This window comes from Caulobacter sp. FV2ps19 (assembly GCF_058681035.1).
This window is the reverse complement of record NZ_CM178729.1, coordinates 1,443,356-1,461,329: the sequence shown is the minus strand read 5'-3', so window position 1 is coordinate 1,461,329 and position 17,974 is coordinate 1,443,356. Positions and strand designations below refer to the sequence as shown.

Here is a 17,974-nt window from a genome sequence, read left to right as displayed (position 1 = left end):
GGCGTCGGAACGGATCCCTCTGCTCCGGCGTTTTTTGAGACCCAGGAAATGCTCATGTTGAGCATAAGTGAGGATCAGATGGCCGACGGTTTCGCCGCGACCCAGACCCCCGCGGACTTCACCGCACAGATCGAGGCGGAAACCGCCGCCGTGTGGGACAAGGTCAAGCACCATGTCACGCCGCTGGAATGGCGCCTCCAGGCGCCGCTGATCGCCGCGATCAACCGGATCAAGCGCGAGAAGAACGCCGTCATCCTGGCCCACAACTACATGACGCCCGACATCTTCCACGGGGTGGGCGATTTCGTCGGCGACAGCCTGGGCCTGGCCCGCGAGGCGGCCGCCAGCGACGCGGCGATCATCGTCCAGGCCGGCGTTCACTTCATGGCCGAGACCAGCAAGGTGCTGGCGCCGGACAAGCGCGTGCTGATCCCCGACCTGAAGGCCGGCTGCAGCCTGGCCTCGGCCATCACCGGCGCCGACGTGCGGATGATCAAGGCCCGCTATCCCGGCGTGCCGGTGGTCACCTATGTCAACACCACCGCCGAGGTGAAGGCCGAGACCGACATCTGCTGCACCAGCGCCAACGCGGTGCAGGTGGTGGAATGGGCGGCCCGCGAATGGGGCGTCGACAAGGTGATCCTGATCCCAGACGAGTTCCTGGCCCGCAATGTGGCCCGCCAGACCGACGTCAGGATCATCGCCTGGCAGGGTCGCTGCGAGGTGCACGAGCGCTTTACCGCCGCCGACATCGCCGAGATGCGGCTGGCCTATCCCGGCGCCGAGATCCTGGCCCACCCCGAATGCCCGACCGAGATCCTCGACGCCGCCGACTTCGCCGGCTCGACGGCCGCGATGAACGACTATGTCGCCCTGCGCAAACCCAAGCAGGTGGTGCTGATCACCGAGTGCTCGATGGCCTCCAACGTTCAGGCGGAGTCGCCGGGCACCCAGTTCATCGGCCCCTGCAACCTGTGCCCGCACATGAAGCGCATCACCCTGCAGAACATCCACGACGCCCTGGTCAACGAGCAGTTCGAGGTGACGGTGGATCCCGCCATCGCCGACCGCGCCCGCCTGGCCGTACAGCGGATGATCGACCTGCCGCCGCCCCGGGTTCCCGCCCGCTACGACCTGGTGAAAGCCCGGCATCACGTGGATGTGGACCTGATCTAAAAGCCCTTCCCCCTCGATGGGGGAAGGGTTGGGATGGGGGTGATGCTGAGGTTCAGCCACGCCCGCCCCGCCCGCCTTTCGCCGATGGCTGAACGCTTCGCGTTCACCCCCATCCCCGGCCCTTCCCCCATCCAGGGGGAAGGGAGTGGAGTGTGAAATGACCGACCGCCTCACCTTCGACGGCCCCGTGATCCTCGGGGCCGGTCTGGCCGGCCTCAGCGCCGCCCTCGCTGCGGTGGACGGAACCGCCGGCAAGGCGCTGGTGCTGTCGCCGACGCCGCTGGCGACCGGCTGCTCCAGCGCCTGGGCCCAGGGCGGCATGGCGGCGGCGCTGTCGGCGCAGGACGCGCCTGAACTGCACGCCGCGGACACGATGGCGGCCGGCGCGGGTCTTTGCGATCCCCAGGCCGTGGCCCTGCTGACCACCGAAGGTCCCGACGCCGTGCGCGCCCTGGCCGCCCTGGGCGCGCCCTTCGACCGCAAGCCCGGCGGCGATTTCGTGCTCAGCCTGGAAGCCGCCCACTCGCGGGCCCGCGTCGCTCGCGTAGGCGGCGACGGGGCGGGGGCGGCGATCATGGCCGCCGTCATCGCCGCCGTACGCGCTGAACCGTCGATCGAGATCCGCGAAAACGCCCGCGCCCGCCGGCTGCTGCAAGACGCCACCGGCCGCGTCGTGGGGGTTCTGGCGCAGATCGACGGCGCGCTGGTCGAGATCATCGCGCCCGCCGTGATCCTGGCCACCGGCGGCGTCGGCGGCCTCTACGCCGTCACCACCACGCCCCGGGAGGTGCGCGGGGAAGGCCTGGGCCTGGCCGCCCTGGCCGGGGCGGTGATCGCCGATCCCGAGTTCGTGCAGTTCCACCCCACGGCCATCGACATCGGCCGCGATCCCGCGCCCCTGGCCACCGAGGCCCTGCGCGGCGAGGGCGCGATCCTGCGCAATGCGGATGGCCGCGCCTTCATGGCCGACTACCACCCGGCGATGGAACTGGCCCCGCGCGACGTGGTGGCCCGCGCCATCCATGCCGAGCGCGAGGCCGGTCGCGGCGCCTTCCTGGACGCCACGGTCGTGGTCGGGGCGCATTTCCCGACCGAATTCCCCGCCGTGTTCGAGGCCTGCATGAGCGGCGGCGTCGATCCGCGCCGCGCCATGATCCCGGTGGTTCCGGCGGTGCACTATCACATGGGCGGGGTCGCCACCGACCTTGAGGGCCGCGCCTCCCTGCCTGGCCTCTACGCCGCCGGCGAATGCGCCGCGACCGGGGTGCAGGGCGCCAACCGCCTGGCCTCCAACTCCCTGCTCGAAGCGGCCGTGTTCGGGGCCCGGGCCGGCCGTGCGGCGGCGTCGGAAACCCACGACCGCGGCGCGCCGGTGGCGCACGAGGCGCTGCCCGACCTGCCTGAGAGCGCCCTGCAGACCCTGCGCCAGGCCATGAGCCGCGACGCCGGGGTCATCCGCGACGCCGGCGGCCTGACCCGACTGCAAGGCCAAGTCGCGGCCCTGGAAGCCCTGCACGGCCCCTGCCCCACCCTGATCGCCGCCCGCCTGATCGTCGAGGCCGCCCTGGCCCGCCATGAGAGCCGGGGCGGCCACTGCCGGTCCGACTTCCCGGCCACCGACGCGCTCGGCGTGCGCACCTTCGTCACCCTTGAGAGTGCGGGCGCCGCCGTCCGCTACGCCGCCGAATGATCCTTTCGCCCCTCCCCGACCTGCTCATTCGCCCCCTGATCGAAGCCGCCCTCGCCGAGGATCTGGGCCGGGCCGGCGACATCACCGGTCAGGCCTGTATCGATCCGGATGCGCGGCTGTCGGTGGCTTATGTCAGCCGGCAGGATGGGAGGGTTTCTGGAGTTTCCTGCCCGCGCCTGGCCCTCGCGGCGATGGACCCGGCGGCGACCTTCGAAGTCGTCACGCCCGACGGCGTCGACTGCGCGCCGGGAACTGTGCTGGCCCGTGCGGAAGGTAACGCCCGCGCCGTGCTGGCCGCCGAACGGGTGGGGCTGAACCTGCTGGGCCGGCTGTCGGGGATCGCCACCCTGACCCGGGCCTATGTGCGCCTGGTCGAGGGCACGGGCGCGGTGATTGTCGACACCCGCAAGACCACGCCGGGCCTGCGGGCGCTGGAGAAATACGCCGTGCGCTGCGGCGGCGGGATCAATCACCGCTTTGGCCTGGATGACGCCATCCTGATCAAGGACAACCACGTCGCCGCCTGCGGCGGGGTCGGCGAAGCCGTCCGCCGGGCCCGCGCCTTCGCCGGCCATCTCGTGAAGGTCGAGGTCGAGGTCGACGGCCTGGATCAGCTGGAAGACGCGCTGAAGCATGGCCCGGACGTGGTGATGCTGGACAATTTCAGCCTCGATGACCTGCGCACCGCCGTCGCCCTGGCCAAGGGCCGGGCGGTGCTGGAGGCCTCTGGCGGGGTCAATCTGACCACGGTGCGGGCCATCGCGCAGACGGGCGTCGATGTGATCAGCGTCGGAGCCCTGACCCACTCGGCGGCGGTTCTGGATATCGGGCTGGACGCGGTCCCCTAAACCCGCTCATCCCCGCGAAAGCGGGGACCCAAGCAGGTTCAGGAGGTTCGCTATGCACAGCTCTTGTTCACGAGCTCAGCTTAGGTCCCCGCTTTCGCGGGGATGAGCGGCGTTTAGGCAAAGATCCGCAAACACTCCCGCACCACCATCCACGCCAGGGCGAGGGTCGAGGTCGCGAACAGCAGGAAGCGCAGATTGACGATGTTGACCGTCGCCTGCACCAGGCTGTGCAGCACCCGAAGGCCGACATAGGCCCAGGCCAGCGTCATCGCCAGATCGTCGCCATGACCCGCCACGCTGATCGCCAGGGCGGCGGCGTAGAAGATGGTCGGCTGCTCCATCAGATGGTTGTAGTTGTCGGCCGCCTGGCGCGCGCCGGCCGGCAGGATGTCCAGCGAGCCCGGAAAGGCCGCGTCCTGCGGCTTGACGCCGGCCTTGGCCATGGCCGGGATCCGGCGGACATACATCACCAGCCAGATCACCAGCGACCAGGCCACCAGCGCCATCACCGGCGCGATCAGGGTATTCATCGGTGCGTCCCTCCCCGGACGTTTTGTTGTTCGGGGAGGTTAGACGCAGAACGACGTTATTGCGAAGCCTGACGTTGGGGCAAACACAGCCCGCCTTCCCAGGCCTTGCGCCAGGGCCCTCTGTTTGAGGCAGGCGCAGACGAGAGAGATTGGCGCGGTTGAAGGGCCAGGAACACTCACGTCGCTCGGAAGTCCCGGCCGCCCTGGATCCCAGGCACAAGGCCTGGGAAGGCGAGCTCTCGTTAAATGTTGGAGATCGACCCCCTACGTCCGGTCCCGGAACGGGTCGGCCGGATAGACACCGAGGATCTCGAAGGTCTCGGAGAAGAACTTCAGCTCATCGAAGGCCAGGGCCAGGTTGCGGTCCTCAGGGCGGCCGTCGACCTCGGCGTAGAAGAAGGTGGCCGTGAAGGCGCCGTTCTCCATGTAGCTTTCCAGCTTGGTCATGTTGACGCCGTTGGTCGCGAACCCGCCCATGGCCTTGTAGAGGGCGGCCGGCAGGTTGCGCACCTTGAACACGAAGCTGGTCACGCAGCGATGGGTGAAGGCCGGCGCCGGCGGGTTGGGATCGGCGGTCATCACCAGGAAGCGGGTGGTGTTGTGGCGCTCGTCCTCAATGTCGCTGGCCAGGATGTCCAGACCATAGATCTCGGCGGCCAGGGCCGGGGCCACGGCGCCGCGCGTCGGGTCGGGCTTGAGCGCCAGGGCCTTGGCCGCGCCGGCGGTGTCGCCGGCCGCCTCGGTGGTCACGCCCAGCCTGCGCAGGCTGTTGCGGCACTGGGCCAGGGCGATCGGCATCGAGGCCACCACCTTGATGTCGGCCAGCTTGACGCCCGCATTGGCCATCAGCTGGAAGCGGATCGGCTTGAACAGCTCACCGATGATCTTCAGGCCCGCGGCCGGCAGCAGGTGGTGGACGTCAGCGACGCGGCCGGCGATCGAGTTCTCGATCGGGATCATGCCCAGGACGCAGACGCCGGTCTTGATCGCCTCAAACGCCTCTTCGAAGGTCGCGCAGGGATAGGCCTCATAGTCGGGAAAGAAGGTGCGGCAGGCCTCATGGCTGTTGGCGCCGGGTTCGCCCTGGAAGGCGATCTTCTTGAGGATGCTCATGCTTGTTTTCCAGCCTGGAGACGGGCGGCTTCGAGATCGGACGGATTGTCGACGGAGATCGGGGCCTCGGCGGCCACGGCGGCGCGGATGGTCATGCCCAGCTCCATGGCGCGAAGTTGCTCGAGCTTTTCGCGCTTTTCCAGCGCCGAAGGCGGCGCGGCGGTGAACGCCTCCAGCGCCTCGCGGCGATAGCCATAAAGGCCGATATGGCGCCAGATCGGGCCGTCGCCAAAGAGGGTGGAGCGGGTGAAATAGAGGGCCCGGCCACTGAGGCCGTCGTCCTCCATGGCCAGCACGGCCTTGACCACGTCGACATTGCTGCGATCGGCGATCGAGGCCTCGGTCGCGACGACGGTGGCGATGTCGCAATCGCCGAAATCATCCAGCAGACCGGCGCAGGCGCTCAGCACGGCCGGATCCACGAACGGCATGTCGCCCTGCAGGTTGATGACCACATCGTGCTCGAAATGGGGATCCAGGTCAGCCAGGGCGGCGAGGATTCGGTCCGAGCCCGACGGCAAGGCCGGATCGGTCAGCACGGCGCGACCACCTGCCGCACGTACGGCCTCGACGATCTCGATATCGCCCGCCGCCACGGCCACAGGACCAATATCGGCCTTCAAAGCCTGGTTCAGCACCCGGACAATCATCGGAAGCCCGCCAATATCGGCCAGCGGCTTGTTGGGCAGACGGGCCGCCGCCATGCGGGCGGGGATCAGGACAATGGGGTTCATGATCTCAAATCGCTCCTGCCCGGTTGCGCGAGGGGCGGTAGCGTGTAAGAGACGCGAGCGCAACAAGAGGCGCGCGTGGGGGATTCCCCGCCGTGGTGTTTGGCGCCGCCCCAGGCGGCCCGGTAAGAGGCTGACAAGGCTGAGATGAGCGACCTGACGTTCAACAAGATTGCTGGCGGCGTGCTGCTGACCGGCCTGATCATTTTCGGTCTGCGTGAAGCATCGACCGTGATGTTTGAAAAGCCCGAACTCGAAAAGGCCGGCTACGAGATCGCGGTCGAGGAACCCACAGCCGGCGGCGCCGCCGCGGCCGTGGAAGTCGCGCCCGACTGGGGCACGGCCCTGCTGCTTCCGGCCAATATCGCTGCGGGCCAGGCCATCTCGGCCAAGTGCCAGGCCTGCCACAAGCTGGATCCCTCGGGCGCCAACGGTATCGGTCCGGGCCTCTATGGCGTTGAGGGCCGCAAGCCGGGCGCTCACCCGGGCTTCGCCTATTCGGCGGCCATGACCGAATTCGGCGCCAAGAACGCGCAGTGGGACTACGACCACATGTACGAATTCCTCAAGGCTCCGGGGAAGTACATTCCGGGCACCAATATGAGCTTCATCGGTCTGAAGAAGCCGGAAGATCGCGTCGCCCTGATCGCCTATCTGCACACCTTGGGCTCGACCCTGCCGGTGCCGGCCCCCAAGCCGGCCGGCGCGCCCGCCGAAGCGGCTCCGGCCGCCGAAGGCGCGGCGGCTCCCGCCGCTGACGCCGCCGCCGCTCCGGCGCCGGCTCCGGCCGCCGCGCACTGACCGGTTTTCAACCGCACTGAACATCAGGGCCGCGAAGTTCGCTTCGCGGCCCTATTGTTTTGATCTCGCCCCCGCAGGCGGGGGCAATCGCCCAGGGATCAGGCGCAAAAAGTAGCCTTCCTGGGCCTTGTGCCCAGGACCCATGGCGCCGTCGATGCGAGTTTGGGTCTGTGTTCCGGGCCGTTCAGCCGCGACTAAGACCGCAATCACGGCCTGCCCCAGCATGGGTCCTGGGCACAAGGCCCAGGAAGGCGAGATTTTTGAAGCCCCGCAGAGGCTTGAACCCGCCCATCTCGCTTAGGCGCAGCTCTCCTCCGCGGGGATCTTTTTCACACCCGCCGATAGCCCAACGGCGCGCCGAGGCCGGCCGCTGCAATGCGGGCGATGGCCTGCTCCAGGGGCTCCACCGCCACCATCATGTGGTGAGCGTTGGCGTGCAGGATGGTGTCGGTGTCCAGCAGGATGGCCACGTGGCCCGGCCAGAACACCAGGTCGCCGCGACGGCGCTCCGATTCGGCGATTTCCGGGAAGAACGCCCGCTGCTGATCGGTGTCGCGCGGGCAGGCACGGTTGCAGGCCGCCAGCGACTGCTGGACCAGGGCCGAACAGTCCAGGCCCACGGATTCGCGGCCGCCCCACTGATAGGGCGCGCCCAGGAAGCGCTGGGCGACGGCGACATAGTCGGTCTCGCCCGTGCCGATCGCGCCCAGATGAGCCGCGATGATCCAGCCCGAGCGGGCCGCCTTCACGAACCGGTCCTCCTGCGCCTCGACCGTGACCAGGGCGTTGAGGCTAAAGAGGCCCACAATCGCCGACTTGATGTCGGGCTGACTGAAGGCGTAGGTGCGGATCGCCGCCACCCGATGGCTGGGGGCCAGCATGGGCGGCGACAGGGCCTCGCGCAGCACATAGCCCACATAGCCGTCGCGCCGGGCCTGGCCGAACGCGAAGTCGCCGTCCTCGAACAGGACATCGAAGCGTTCGCCAAACAGCAGCTGATCTTCCTGCTCCGCCTCGGGCTCGGGCGCCTTGCGAAGGGCCGCGACAGGAACGACGACCCGCATGGCGACGACGGTGGGATAGCGCTCGGCGGCGACCAGGCCCTCCAGGCGCTGGTCGGCCACGCCGTCGCGCGTCAGGGTCAGACGACGATCGGGGGCGCTCATGCGGCGAACCGGCTCTTGAGCATCGCAAACAGCGCCCGGATGGCCTGGGCCTCGCCACCGGTCGGATGGCCCGGCCGGCTCTTGGGGTTCCAGGCATAGACGTCGAAATGGGCCCAGCTGCCCTCGGTGGGCGCGAACCGCTGCAGGAACAGGGCGGCCGTGGTCGCGCCGGCCTGGGCCCAGCCATCGGGATCGTTCTTCAGGTCGGCGATGTCGCTGTCGATCGCCTCGCGATAGCCGTCCCACAGGGGCAGCCGCCACAGGGGATCGAAGGTGGTCTTCGACGCCGCCTCGATCTGCTGGGCCAGCTTGTCGTCGGGGGTCCAGAACGGGATCACGAACGGCCCCATGGCCACCCGGGCCGCGCCAGTCAGGGTGGCCAGGTCCAGGGTCAGGACCGGCTTGTGCTCGGCGGCGCGGGTCAGGGCGTCGGCGAGGATCAGCCGGCCCTCGGCGTCGGTGTTGCCCACCTCGACCGTCAGGCCCGCGCGGGTCTGCAGCACGTCGCCAGGCCGCATGGCGTCGCCGCTGATGGCGTTCTCGACCACCGGGGTCAGAACCACCAGACGGACCGGCAATTTCGCGCTCATCACCATCCGCGCCAGGGCCAGGGCGTGGGCGGCGCCGCCCATGTCCTTCTTCATCAGCCGCATGCCGGCCGAGGGCTTGATGTCCAGGCCGCCGGTGTCGAACACCACGCCCTTGCCGACCAGGGCCAGCACGGGATGCGAAGGGTCGCCCCACTGGATCTCGATCATCCGCGGGGCGCGATGCGGGACGGCGGCGCGGCCCACGGCGTGGACGGCCGGATAGTTCTGCTCCAGCAGGTCATCGCCGGTGATCACCGAGATCGTCGCGCCGTGTTGCTCGGCGATCTCGCGGGCGATGGTCTCGATCTGCAGCGGGCCCATGTCATTGGCCGGGGTGTTGACCATGTCGCGGGCCAGGGCGCAGGCGTGGCTGATCGCCAGCAGGGCCTGGAGGTCGACGCCCTTGGGCGCGATCAGGCGGGGGCCAGCTTCGGCGGTGCGCTTGCGATAGCGGTCAAAGCGATAGAGGCCCAGGGCAAAGGCCAGGGTCGCTTCCTGGGCGTCCAGGCCACGCGGCAGGCGGGCCAGGCGATAGTCGCCGGCCGGCAGCTTGGCGGCCAGGCCGCGGAACAGGCCCGGATCCACCGTCGTGTGGCCGCCCAGCCCCATCAACACCCGCTCGATCTCGCCACTGGCCGTCGGCAGAACCAGAATCTGGCCGGCCTTGGCCTTGAACTGCGCCTGGCCGGCGAAGGCGCGGGCTGACGGCCGCCGCGCCGCCAGATAGGCCTCCAGCTCGGCCTCGAACAGGGGATGGACCGGGATCGCGGTTTCCGTCTCGGACGGCAGGATGTGATGGGTGTCCAACATGTCGCGGCCCTTCGAAATTATGCTTAACGATTCCTTGAGGGGCGCGCGGCGAGGATGCGCGAACCGTCCGGAGTCTCGCCTTCCATGTGTCGCAAGCTCACGCGCCTCGCAACCCTTCTCGCCCCCGCCCTGCTGCTGGCGGCCCCGCTGGCCCAGGCCGCCGAGGCGTCCAGCCCGGCCGTCGCCGGCGCCCAGACCGCGCCGCGCAAGGCCACGCCGGCCCAGCGCGCCGAGGCCCGCCGCGCCGACCCTCTGGCCCGCGCCGCCTTCTGGGGATCGGAGTTCGAGGCCGATGGTCGCGACGCCGAGGCCGGGGTCGGCCTGGCCCAGGCCCTGCGCGCCCTGGGCCGCTATGACGACGCCATCGCCACCACGACCAAGGTTCTGCTGGTCTCGCCCGACAATATCGACGGCCTGCTGGAAGCGGCCCGGGCCCAGATCGCCCGCGGCCAGGGCTTTTACGCCATCGAGCCGGCCCGTCACGCCGCCGCCCTGGCCCCCAGGGACTGGCGGCCGGAATCCCTGCTGGGCGTCGCCTATGAGCAGGCCCAGCGCGACGACGAGGCGACCCAGGCCCACCTCAAGGCCATAGCCCTGGCGCCCAATGAGGCGGCGCCCAACGCCAACTACGCCATGCATCTGGCCGCGAAGGGCGATCTGGCCGGGGCCGAGGCCCAGCTGCGCCGCGCCGTGGCCCTGCCCTCGGCGACCATCCAGATCCGCCAGAACCTGGCCCTGGTCATCGGCCTGCAAGGCCGGCTGGGCGAGGCCGAGAAACTGGCCCGCCAGGACCTGCCGCCGGAATCGGTGGCCAACAACCTGGCCTGGTTGCGCGCCGCCACGGGCCAAGGGCCCAGCGCCGTCAATCCCCGCTCCTGGGAAGCCCTGAAGGCCGGCAGCTAGCTCAAAGCCTTGGACAGGACATTGGCGGCGACCACGAACTTCTGAAGCAACGGCCCGACCAGAGCCGAACGCAGCACAAACACCAGGGTGGCGACCAGCGACAGCAGCAGGGCCGTCTCGATCGCGGCGCTGCCCGTCTCATCGCGCGCAAAATCCTCGTCCATGCCCACTGTCCCAGAATGAGTAACCTCTGGGTAAGCATCTTCAAGATCGGCGCCGGAGGTTGTGGGACGCCTACTGCTTGCTCATCACGTCCTGGATCTTGATGATCGCCGGACCCAGGATCACCACGAACAGCACCGGCAGGAAGAACAGGATCATCGGCACGGTCAGCTGGGCCGGCAGGGCCGCGGCCTTCTTCTCGGCGGCCGACAGACGCAGCTCGCGGTTTTCCTTGGCCATCACCCGCAGGGCGCCGCCCAGAGGCGTGCCATAGCGTTCGGCCTGGATCATCGCCGTCGCCACCGAACGGATGCCCGGATGGTTGGTGCGGCGGGCCAGGCCCTCATAGGCCAGGCGACGATCGGGCAGGTAGGACAGCTCGGCGGTCAGCAGGCTCAGTTCCTCGGCCAGCTCCATCGAGCTGGAGCCGACCTCGGCCCCCACCTTCTGGATCGCCGCCTCGATCGACATGCCGCTTTCGACGCAGATCAGCAGCAGGTCCAGCGAGTCGGGGAAGGCCGCGACGATCGACTCGCGACGCTTCTGGGCGATGTTGCTGATATAGACGTTGGGCGCGTAGTAGCCGATGGCCAGGGCCGCCACCCAGACGCACAGCTTCTGCATGTCCAGCAGGCCGAAGTCATTGATGACATAGATGTAGAAGGCCGTGACCACGGCGAAGACGAACGGCATCACGAAGCGGAAGAAATAGAAGGTCGAGACGGGCTGCGGACCCCGGAAACCCGCCTGGGCCAGCTTGTCGACGACCTTGGGGTCCTCCAGCAGGCGCGACAGCTGCAGGCGATCGACGATGGTCTTGTAGACCCCCTCGTCGGCGTGCCGCAGGGTGCCGCCACCCTTGTGGGCGATGGCTTCGCGCGAGCGGCGACGCAGCTCCTCGCGGCGATTGGCCACCGAATTGAGGCGGCCTTCCAGACCCTTGTTGCTGAGCACCGGTGAAACCAGTGTGATGATCGTGGCGAACACCACCAGAGCGATGAAGCCGGTCAGCAGGTTCGACGGATCGGTCAGGGCGTCGATGATGTTCATGCGCGCCCTCCCCTAGAACTTGAAGTTGATCATCTTGCGCATCACGAAGATGCCGATGCTCATCCAGACGCCGCCAACCAGCAGCATCAGGTGGCCGCGCGGGTCGGTGAACAGCGGCTGCATATAGGCCGGCGCTGTGACGGTGATCAGCAGCACCACGCCGGGCGGCAGGGCGCCGATGATGAAGGCCGAGGCCACGGCCTCGGCCGACAGCGCCTTGATCTTCTCGCCCATCAGCTTGCGGGCCCGCAGTACGGTCGACAGATTGCCCAGGGCCTCGGCCAGATTGCCGCCGGTCTTGGCCTGGATCGACAGCACGATGGCGAAGAAGCGCAGTTCGTTGGTGGGCATGCGCTCGTACATGCGCTCCAGGGCGGCGTCCATCGGCATGCCCATGCCGACATTCTCGGTCAGCATGCGGAACTCGCCGGCCAGGGGCTCGGGGCATTCCTTGCCGATGATCTTCAGGCAGTCATGGACCGGCAGGCCCGACTTGATGCCGCGCACGATGATGTCGATGGCGTCGGAAAAGGCTTCAGTGAACTTCTTGGTTCGCGCTGTCGCCATCATGCCCACCACCCAGCGCGGCAGGCCAAAGCCCGCCGCGAAGGCCGCGCCCAGGGCGATCAGCGGCGATTGGCCCAACGCCAGCGGCAAGACGCCGATCGTCAGACCGACGACGCCGCTGATGATCCAGAACATCCTGACGTTTTCGCCCAGGCCGGCGGCGCGCAGGCGGGCGACGAGGCTCAGCGAGGCCTTCTTCTGTTTGCGATCCTGTTCCTTCAGGGTCTTGAGGATCTGCTTGCGGCGGGCGTCGGGCGTATTGGCCACCGCCTTGGCGCGGGCGCTGTCGGCGCGGGGACCGCCCATGATCGCCTGGGTCCGCTTGGCCGTGCGCGCCGCCGTCTGGTCGCCGCCCGCGAAGGCGAAGCCCAGCCCGGCGATGGTGATGAAGCCCAATATGCCGGCGATCACGAACAGCATCGGCTATTCCGCCGCGTCGAGGGCTTCGGCCAGCTCGCGCTCCAGGCCGTAATAGCGGGCGCGGTCCCAGAACCGGGGACGGGCGATGCCGGTCGAGCGGTGCTTGCCGATCACATTGCCGTCGGCGTCCTCGCCGGTGATCTCGTAGACGAACAGGTCCTGGGTGACGATCACGTCGCCTTCCAGCCCGACCACCTCGGTGATGTGGGTGATGCGACGGGTGCCGTCGCGCAGACGGGCGGCCTGGATGACCACGTCGACCGAGCCGACGATCATCTCCTTGATGGTCTTGGACGGCAGGCCATAGCCGCCCATGGTGATCATGCTCTCGATCCGGCTGATCGCCTCGCGCGGGCTGTTGGCGTGCAGGGTGCCCATCGAGCCGTCGTGGCCGGTGTTCATGGCCTGCAGCAGGTCGAAGGCTTCCGGGCCGCGGACTTCGCCGACGATGATCCGCTCAGGCCGCATCCGCAGACAGTTCTTGACCAGGTCGCGCATGGTCACCGCGCCGGAGCCTTCCAGATTGGCCGGCCGGGTTTCCAGACGCACCACGTGCGGTTGCTGCAGCTGCAGTTCGGCGGCGTCCTCGCAGGTCACCACCCGCTCGGTGGGATCGATGAAAGCGGTCAGGGTATTGAGCAGGGTGGTCTTGCCCGAGCCCGTACCGCCGGAGATCACGATATTGCAGCGGCAGGCGCCGATGACCCCCAGAACCCGCGCGCCCTCGGCGCTGATGGACTTGTAGTCCACCAGGTTCTTCATGGTCAGCTTGTCCTTCTTGAACTTCCGGATGGTCAGGGTGGGACCATCCAGAGCCAGGGGCGGAGCGATGACATTGACGCGGCTGCCGTCGGGCAGGCGGGCGTCGCAGATCGGGCTGCTTTCATCGACCCGGCGGCCGACCTGGCTGACGATCCGCTGGCAGATGTTCATCAGCTGCAGATTGTCGCGGAAGCGCACATTGGTCAGCTGGACCTTGCCGCCGACTTCGATGAATACCCGGTGGGCGCCGTTGACCATGATGTCGGCGATGTCGTCGCGGGCCAGCAGCGGCTCCAGCGGGCCATAGCCGAGGACGTCATTGATGATGTCCTGGACCAGGTGTTCCTGCTCGGACACCGACATCGAGACGTTCTTGATCGCCACCAGCTCGGCGACGATGTCGCGGATCTCCTCGGCCGCCGCCTTCAGGTCCAGCTGGGCCAGCTGGGACAGGTCGATGGTGTTGAGCAGCGCGTTGAAGATCGTGGTCTTGGTGGCGTGGTAATAGTCGCTCTGCTCACGGACGACCTGGGTGGTCGGCGTGACGCCCTGGGCGGCGCGCAACTGGTCCAGACCGGGCGTCTGCTTGGGCGCGGCGACCTTGGGCGACGGCGCCGGGCGCGGCTCCGAGGCCGGATCGACCCGCTGCGGACGCGTGGCGATCGCCGAGCCGTCGGCGGGCGCCGGCGGCGGCGCCTGACGGTCGACAACAGGGTTCTGATCGCGCTTACCGAACATCCGTCGCTATTTCTTCCTGAACAGGCCAGACAGCATCGAGCCCTTCTGAACCGGCGGCGGCTCGCGGCGGCTGATCAGCTGGGCCAGGTGATCAATGCCCTCGGCGGCCTTCGACTTGGGCGCGACCTCGGCGACCATCTGGCCGTTATTGGCGGCCTGGCCGAACGACTTGGGATCGAAGGGCAGGACCAGGGAGGCGGTCACGCCCAGAGCCTCGCCGAAATCCTTGACCGGGATCTCGGGCCGGCCGGGCACGCCCACCTGGTTGAGCACCAGGCGCGGCGGGGCGTCGTTGGGACGGGCCTGACGCACCATGTCGACGATGTTCTTGGCGTTGCGCAGGCTGGCGAGATCCGGCGTGGCGACCACCACCAGATCATCCGAGCCGATCAGCACGCGGCGCGTCCAGGCGGCCCAGCTGTGCGGCAGATCCAGCACCACGAACGGCGCGGCGCCGCGGATCTTCTGGGTGACCTCTTCATAGGCCTCGGCGCTGATGTCGTAGTCCTGGTCCAGGGTGGCCGGGGCGGCGAACAGCGACAGACGATCGCCACAGCGCACCATCATCCGGTCCATCAGCACCGGATCCAGACGCTCGGGCTGGGTCAGGGCGTCGATCACGCCCTGCAGCGGATCCTGGTTGAAGTCGAGGCCGGCGGTGCCGAACGGCAGATCCAGATCGACGATCACCGTGGCGCTCTGCATGCGCTCGGCCATCGACCAGGCGAAGTTGTGGGCCAGGGTCGAGGCCCCTACCCCGCCCTTGGCGCCGACAAAGGCCACCTGCCGGCCGACAAAGGGCGCGGAGGGGTCGGAATACAGGCCCGAGACCGCCCGGATCACCTGCAGCGGCCCCAGCGGCTGGGTCAGATATTCGCTGACCCCGCGCCGCATCAGTTCGCGATAGAGGGCGATGTCATTGGCCTGACCGATGACCACCACCTTGGTGCCCGGGTCGCAGACCTGGGCCAGGGCGTCCAGCAGGTGCAGCAGGCGCTGGGGCCCGTCATGGCTTTCGACCAGCACCAGCGAGGGCGTGGGCTGGTTCTGATAGAGGTCGACAGCCGCGTCGAGCCCGCCGTCGCGCACGGTGGTCGAGGCCCGGGCCATCCGACGGTCGGCGGCGGCGTGCTCGATCATCCGCGCGGTTTCAGGCCGCACGCAGAAGGCGTGAATGCTGATGCGCGGCACGGCCATTTCGCCGAGGGCGGCGTCGCTGCCGGTCAGACCGTCGTGATCACCCGCCTCCGGCGCTGGCTGCGGGGCAGGTTGGGCGGCGGCGGGCCGGCTCGGCGGCGGGGGCGCAGCGCGCGCAGCGGCCTGGGCCTGGGCCTGGGCCTGCCGGGCGGCGGCGGGCGCGGCGAACGGATCCTCGCTCGGCGCGGCCCGTTCCTCGCGCGGCCGGGCCGGTGGGAAGGCGGCGAAGGGATCGTCGGCGCCGCCGATGGTCGGGGTCAGGGCCGGAGCGGACGAGCGCCAGGGATCGGAACCCGCCGAGGTGAACTCGTCATCGGCCTCGAACCCCATATCGAACGGGTCATGCTCAGTCGGTTGACGCGCCATCAGTCGATCGCCTTGGAGATCGAGCCCTTGGCCTGGTCATCCTTGGCCGAGGATGTGACCTCGCCCTTGCGATACTTGCCCATGACGGTGTCGCGGCGGCCGGCGTCCATCGGTGTGGTGTCGCGGGGGCGCACAAGGTCTTCAGGATTGGCGATCTGGGCGGCCAGATTGGCGGCCAGGGCGCATCCGAAATTGCCATAGGCCTCATTCTTGCGGGTCGCAGTGAGGTTTTCCCAGGCCCCGCAATTGGGCGCCTCGGCGACAAAGACCTCAAAACCCACGCGCAGCGGCGCGGCGGCCTGACCGCCGGCGTCGTAGCCGACCACCCGAACCAGGGTCGGGGGCGCGCCATAGAAGGTCAGCCGATCGCGAACCTGCATCGCCATGCCGCCCGCCGCCGAAGGGTTGTCGCCGCCCAGGGGCGCGCTGATCACGATCTCGCGGGCCTGGGCCGACAGCCAGCGGCCGGCCAGGGCCGACAACGCCTGATCCTGGTTGGGCGACAGGCCCTGGGCGTGGACCGCCAGCTGGATTTCGTCGACGCGACCATCGACCTTGATCTGGTCGCGCCACTTTTCGGTGTCGGTGCGCGAGACCGGCGTGGCGACCGGCGGATCGACGGCGCCGCCGGCGCAGGCCGACAGGCCGATCAGCACGGCGCCGATCAGACTGGTCTTCAGAAGACGCTGCAGGGTTTGCGGGGTCATGTCCGCGTCCTCACTCGATCACATAGCCGACGGGGCCCTGATAGGCGCGCCCCGTATTGGCGCCGGCCGGCGCCTTGACCACCTGGTTCAATCGGCCCAGCAGGACCGTGCTCATGTCGCCCGCGATCCGCAGGCCGTCCGCCGGAGTCTGCAGGTTCTGCGGCCGCGTCGGGTCGACGATATAGGGGGTGATGATGATCACCAGCTCGGTCTCGCCGTTCAGATAGTCGCGCGACCGGAACAACGCGCCCAGCACCGGCATGTTGGTCATGCCCGGGATCGAGTCGATGGTTTCCTTGGTGGTCTGCTGCAGAAGCCCGGCGATCATCAGCGATCCGCCCGAGGGCAGCTCCACCGTGGTCTCGGCCCGGCGCACGGACAGGCCCGGCACGGTCAGGGTGCTGGACCCGCTGGTGATCGAATAGGCCCCCAGACTGGAGAGCTCGGACACCTCGGTCGACAGCTTCAGCGAGATGCGTCCGCCCGACAGCACGACCGGCGTATAGCCCAGGCCCACGCCGTAGGGTTTGAACTCGATGCTGACCTTGCCCGTGGTGTCGGTTCCGGTGGGCACCGGGAATTCGCCGCCGGCCAGGAAGGTGCCCGACTCGCCCGACAGCACCGTCAGGTTGGGTTCGGCCAGGGTGCGGACCAGACCCACGCGTTCAAAGGCCTGGATCATGCCCTTGGCCGAGTTCAGGCCCGCGCTGCCGGCGGTTTCCTTGATGGTGGCGGTGTCGCCGTTGGAATAGACGCTAGTGTCGCGCACGACGCCGTAGCAGGTGCCCGTCACGCCCGCGCCGCAAGGGATCACCATGGTCGGTTGCTGGGTGGTGTCCGTCGAGTAGCCGCCCGTGACACCGCCCAGCAGGCTGCCATTGACGCCGAACGTCGGCGACAGGCCGAAGCTGTACTGGGTCTCGCCCAGCTGGCCCAGCACGGCGTTCAGATCAACGCCCAGCTGCTTGATGACATTGCGCTGCACCTCGACGATGCGGACCTGCAGCATCACCTGATCCTTGCCGGCGATGCTGAGCATGTTCAGCACCTTTTCGGGCGAGGTCACGAACTGGGCGGCGATCCGCGAGGCTTTCTCGGAGTCCGCGGCGTTCATCACGACGCCGCTCAGGATCACACTGTCCTTCAGCGGCGACACCTGGATGGTCCCCGTCGGCAGCACATTGCGCAAGGTCGAGGACAGCAGGCCGGTGTCCTGGGCGACGCGGATGTTCAGCTGCAGGATCTTGCGGCCGGCCTCGTCGAAGAACACCGCGTCGGTCGTGCCCGAGGTCAGGCCCAGCACATAGATCCGGCGCGGGCTGCGCAGCACGGCGTCGGCCACCAGAGGATTGGTCACCAGCAAGTCGCGCACGTCGGCCGGCAATTCGATGATCGCCGACTTGCCCAGCGGCAGGTCCAGGACGCGGGCCCCGGCGCCGGCGGTCAGGTCGATGCTCAGCACCTGTTCGGCCGGCGGCGCGATCGGGGCGACGGTGACCGGCTGCGGCGGACGCACCGCCCGGGGCGGGGCGCGATAGGTATGCGACCCGCCGACGGGGCCGTCGGCCAGGGCCGGCGCCACCGGGCTGAGAGCCAGCAGACCCGCGACATGGGCGGTGACGAGACGACGGATCATGTTCGAGCCCC

General features: G+C 68.7%; 17 protein-coding genes. 5 read left to right on the top strand and 12 right to left on the bottom strand.

Annotation, left to right across the window (positions count from 1 at the left end; all coding sequences use genetic code 11):
• Positions 1–78 precede the first annotated feature (78 nt).
• The 3 genes from nadA to nadC all read left to right on the top strand — a co-directional run bounded on the left by nadA (position 79) and on the right by nadC (position 3,714).
• Entirely contained in the window at positions 79–1,176 is a 1,098-nt protein-coding gene (nadA, locus tag ACW18B_RS07115; RefSeq protein WP_492051640.1) for a quinolinate synthase NadA, read from the top strand.
• A 157-nt stretch (positions 1,177–1,333) separates the two neighbouring features.
• The gene (locus ACW18B_RS07110) at positions 1,334–2,866 is read left to right on the top strand and encodes an L-aspartate oxidase (protein WP_492050709.1); all 1,533 of its coding nucleotides are present in this window, start codon (positions 1,334–1,336) and stop codon (positions 2,864–2,866) included.
• Positions 2,863–3,714 (top strand): carboxylating nicotinate-nucleotide diphosphorylase, encoded by an 852-nt coding sequence (nadC, locus tag ACW18B_RS07105; RefSeq protein WP_492050708.1) that lies wholly within the window; start codon positions 2,863–2,865, stop codon positions 3,712–3,714. The genes ACW18B_RS07110 and nadC overlap by 4 nt, the downstream gene beginning before the upstream one ends.
• A gap of 113 nt (positions 3,715–3,827) precedes the next feature.
• On the opposite strand, the gene ACW18B_RS07100 is transcribed toward nadC, so the two are convergent.
• The 3 genes from ACW18B_RS07100 to ACW18B_RS07090 form a co-directional block, all read right to left on the bottom strand.
• Positions 3,828–4,244, bottom strand: a complete 417-nt coding sequence (locus ACW18B_RS07100; protein ID WP_492050707.1) for an MAPEG family protein — start codon at positions 4,242–4,244, stop codon at positions 3,828–3,830.
• A gap of 264 nt (positions 4,245–4,508) precedes the next feature.
• Positions 4,509–5,357: a prephenate dehydratase gene (locus tag ACW18B_RS07095; RefSeq protein ID WP_492050706.1), complete on the bottom strand. Its 849-nt coding sequence runs from the start codon at positions 5,355–5,357 to the stop codon at positions 4,509–4,511.
• On the bottom strand, positions 5,354–6,091 hold the full coding sequence (locus tag ACW18B_RS07090) for a 3-deoxy-manno-octulosonate cytidylyltransferase (RefSeq protein WP_492050705.1): 738 nt from the start codon (positions 6,089–6,091) through the stop codon (positions 5,354–5,356). The genes ACW18B_RS07095 and ACW18B_RS07090 overlap by 4 nt, the downstream gene beginning before the upstream one ends.
• 144 nt (positions 6,092–6,235) lie before the next feature.
• Between ACW18B_RS07090 and ACW18B_RS07085 the strand changes: the two genes are divergently transcribed.
• Positions 6,236–6,889, top strand: coding sequence for a c-type cytochrome (locus ACW18B_RS07085; protein WP_492050703.1), 654 nt, complete (start codon positions 6,236–6,238; stop codon positions 6,887–6,889).
• Between the two features lie 329 nt (positions 6,890–7,218).
• Here ACW18B_RS07085 and ACW18B_RS07080 read toward each other — a convergent pair whose 3' ends face one another.
• Together ACW18B_RS07080 and ACW18B_RS07075 are read right to left on the bottom strand one after the other, a co-directional pair.
• Positions 7,219–8,055, bottom strand: a complete 837-nt coding sequence (locus tag ACW18B_RS07080) for a C40 family peptidase (protein WP_492050701.1) — start codon at positions 8,053–8,055, stop codon at positions 7,219–7,221.
• Positions 8,052–9,455, bottom strand: coding sequence for a leucyl aminopeptidase family protein (locus ACW18B_RS07075; RefSeq protein ID WP_492050699.1), 1,404 nt, complete (start codon positions 9,453–9,455; stop codon positions 8,052–8,054). The genes ACW18B_RS07080 and ACW18B_RS07075 overlap by 4 nt, the downstream gene beginning before the upstream one ends.
• Positions 9,456–9,539: 84 nt before the next feature.
• Here ACW18B_RS07075 and ACW18B_RS07070 point away from each other — a divergent pair, with 84 nt between their 5' ends.
• Positions 9,540–10,358, top strand: coding sequence for a tetratricopeptide repeat protein (locus tag ACW18B_RS07070; protein ID WP_492050698.1), 819 nt, complete (start codon positions 9,540–9,542; stop codon positions 10,356–10,358).
• Here ACW18B_RS07070 and ACW18B_RS07065 read toward each other — a convergent pair.
• The 7 genes from ACW18B_RS07065 to ACW18B_RS07035 all read right to left on the bottom strand — a co-directional run bounded on the left by ACW18B_RS07065 (position 10,355) and on the right by ACW18B_RS07035 (position 17,963).
• Positions 10,355–10,522, bottom strand: coding sequence for a hypothetical protein (locus tag ACW18B_RS07065; protein ID WP_492050696.1), 168 nt, complete (start codon positions 10,520–10,522; stop codon positions 10,355–10,357). The two genes, ACW18B_RS07070 and ACW18B_RS07065, sit on opposite strands and share 4 nt — an antisense overlap.
• A 70-nt stretch (positions 10,523–10,592) precedes the next feature.
• Positions 10,593–11,570 carry a type II secretion system F family protein gene (locus ACW18B_RS07060; protein ID WP_492050695.1) on the bottom strand — a complete coding sequence of 326 codons (978 nt, stop codon included), beginning with the start codon at positions 11,568–11,570 and terminating at the stop codon, positions 10,593–10,595.
• A 12-nt stretch (positions 11,571–11,582) separates the two neighbouring features.
• Entirely contained in the window at positions 11,583–12,557 is a 975-nt protein-coding gene (locus ACW18B_RS07055) for a type II secretion system F family protein (RefSeq protein ID WP_492050693.1), read from the bottom strand.
• A gap of 3 nt (positions 12,558–12,560) precedes the next feature.
• The gene (locus ACW18B_RS07050) at positions 12,561–14,057 is read right to left on the bottom strand and encodes a TadA family conjugal transfer-associated ATPase (RefSeq protein WP_492050691.1); all 1,497 of its coding nucleotides are present in this window, start codon (positions 14,055–14,057) and stop codon (positions 12,561–12,563) included.
• Positions 14,058–14,063: 6 nt separating this feature from the next.
• Entirely contained in the window at positions 14,064–15,620 is a 1,557-nt protein-coding gene (locus ACW18B_RS07045) for a CpaE/TadZ family protein (RefSeq protein ID WP_492050689.1), read from the bottom strand.
• Positions 15,620–16,327, bottom strand: coding sequence for a CpaD family pilus assembly protein (locus tag ACW18B_RS07040; protein WP_492050688.1), 708 nt, complete (start codon positions 16,325–16,327; stop codon positions 15,620–15,622). The genes ACW18B_RS07045 and ACW18B_RS07040 overlap by 1 nt, the downstream gene beginning before the upstream one ends.
• A 10-nt stretch (positions 16,328–16,337) precedes the next feature.
• Positions 16,338–17,963 carry a type II and III secretion system protein family protein gene (locus ACW18B_RS07035; RefSeq protein ID WP_492050686.1) on the bottom strand — a complete coding sequence of 542 codons (1,626 nt, stop codon included), beginning with the start codon at positions 17,961–17,963 and terminating at the stop codon, positions 16,338–16,340.
• Positions 17,964–17,974: the final 11 nt, after the last annotated feature.

Bases quoted from the DNA above. Each gene is read 5' to 3' on its own strand.
- nadA (WP_492051640.1), top strand. From the start codon at position 79: ATGGCCGACGGTTTCGCCGCGACCCAGACCCCCGCGGACTTCACCGCA.
- ACW18B_RS07110 (WP_492050709.1), top strand. From the start codon at position 1,334: ATGACCGACCGCCTCACCTTCGACGGCCCCGTGATCCTCGGGGCCGGT.
- nadC (WP_492050708.1), top strand. From the start codon at position 2,863: ATGATCCTTTCGCCCCTCCCCGACCTGCTCATTCGCCCCCTGATCGAA.
- ACW18B_RS07100 (WP_492050707.1), bottom strand. From the start codon at position 4,244: ATGAATACCCTGATCGCGCCGGTGATGGCGCTGGTGGCCTGGTCGCTG.
- ACW18B_RS07095 (WP_492050706.1), bottom strand. From the start codon at position 5,357: ATGAGCATCCTCAAGAAGATCGCCTTCCAGGGCGAACCCGGCGCCAAC.
- ACW18B_RS07090 (WP_492050705.1), bottom strand. From the start codon at position 6,091: ATGAACCCCATTGTCCTGATCCCCGCCCGCATGGCGGCGGCCCGTCTG.
- ACW18B_RS07085 (WP_492050703.1), top strand. From the start codon at position 6,236: ATGAGCGACCTGACGTTCAACAAGATTGCTGGCGGCGTGCTGCTGACC.
- ACW18B_RS07080 (WP_492050701.1), bottom strand. From the start codon at position 8,055: ATGAGCGCCCCCGATCGTCGTCTGACCCTGACGCGCGACGGCGTGGCC.
- ACW18B_RS07075 (WP_492050699.1), bottom strand. From the start codon at position 9,455: ATGTTGGACACCCATCACATCCTGCCGTCCGAGACGGAAACCGCGATC.
- ACW18B_RS07070 (WP_492050698.1), top strand. From the start codon at position 9,540: ATGTGTCGCAAGCTCACGCGCCTCGCAACCCTTCTCGCCCCCGCCCTG.
- ACW18B_RS07065 (WP_492050696.1), bottom strand. From the start codon at position 10,522: ATGGACGAGGATTTTGCGCGCGATGAGACGGGCAGCGCCGCGATCGAG.
- ACW18B_RS07060 (WP_492050695.1), bottom strand. From the start codon at position 11,570: ATGAACATCATCGACGCCCTGACCGATCCGTCGAACCTGCTGACCGGC.
- ACW18B_RS07055 (WP_492050693.1), bottom strand. From the start codon at position 12,557: ATGCTGTTCGTGATCGCCGGCATATTGGGCTTCATCACCATCGCCGGG.
- ACW18B_RS07050 (WP_492050691.1), bottom strand. From the start codon at position 14,057: ATGTTCGGTAAGCGCGATCAGAACCCTGTTGTCGACCGTCAGGCGCCG.
- ACW18B_RS07045 (WP_492050689.1), bottom strand. From the start codon at position 15,620: ATGGCGCGTCAACCGACTGAGCATGACCCGTTCGATATGGGGTTCGAG.
- ACW18B_RS07040 (WP_492050688.1), bottom strand. From the start codon at position 16,327: ATGACCCCGCAAACCCTGCAGCGTCTTCTGAAGACCAGTCTGATCGGC.
- ACW18B_RS07035 (WP_492050686.1), bottom strand. From the start codon at position 17,963: ATGATCCGTCGTCTCGTCACCGCCCATGTCGCGGGTCTGCTGGCTCTC.